Source organism: Aphanothece microscopica RSMan92 (genome assembly GCF_046613545.2).
Lineage (GTDB): Bacteria > Cyanobacteriota > Cyanobacteriia > PCC-6307 > Cyanobiaceae > NIES-981.
Genome location: NZ_JBKKKY020000524.1, coordinates 1 through 459 on the forward strand (window position 1 = coordinate 1; position 459 = coordinate 459).

The window sequence follows — 459 nt, forward strand, 5'->3', positions numbered from 1 at the left end:
TGCCTCGGCTGGAAGGTCCATGAACGGTCACTTTGCTACTCGTTTCCTGGATGATTCGGGCGCAATGGTGCCGCAGTCGACGCGGTATAACGTTTCTGCCGACGTTTCTCCAACCGGATCTCAAATGCCACGTCTGGTGGGCCTAGCCTATGCCAGTGTGTTGTATCGTGAGCTGGAAGAACTGCATGCACTGACGCATTTCTCGAACAAGGGAAATGAGGTTGCCTTTGGAACCATCGGCAATGCTTCCTGTGCAGAAGGAATGTTCTGGGAGTCTATTAATGCTCTTGGCGTTCTCCGTGCACCTGCTGTGGTGTCGATTTGGGACGACGGTTACGGAATTTCCGTTCCGAATGAGTACCAAGTGACGAAGAGTAACGTTGGCGAGCTGCTTCAAGGCTTTCAACGTAGGCCTGGGACACGCGATGGCTTTGACGTCCACGTGGTGCGCGGCTGGGA

At 54.2% G+C, this 459-nt stretch carries 1 protein-coding gene; it reads left to right on the plus strand.

The features are described from left to right. Nucleotides 1–19 precede the first annotated feature (19 nt). Nucleotides 20–459, plus strand: a 440-nt coding sequence (locus ACLD7X_RS18870; RefSeq protein WP_411425213.1) for a thiamine pyrophosphate-dependent enzyme, incomplete at its 3' end; no start/stop codon positions are given.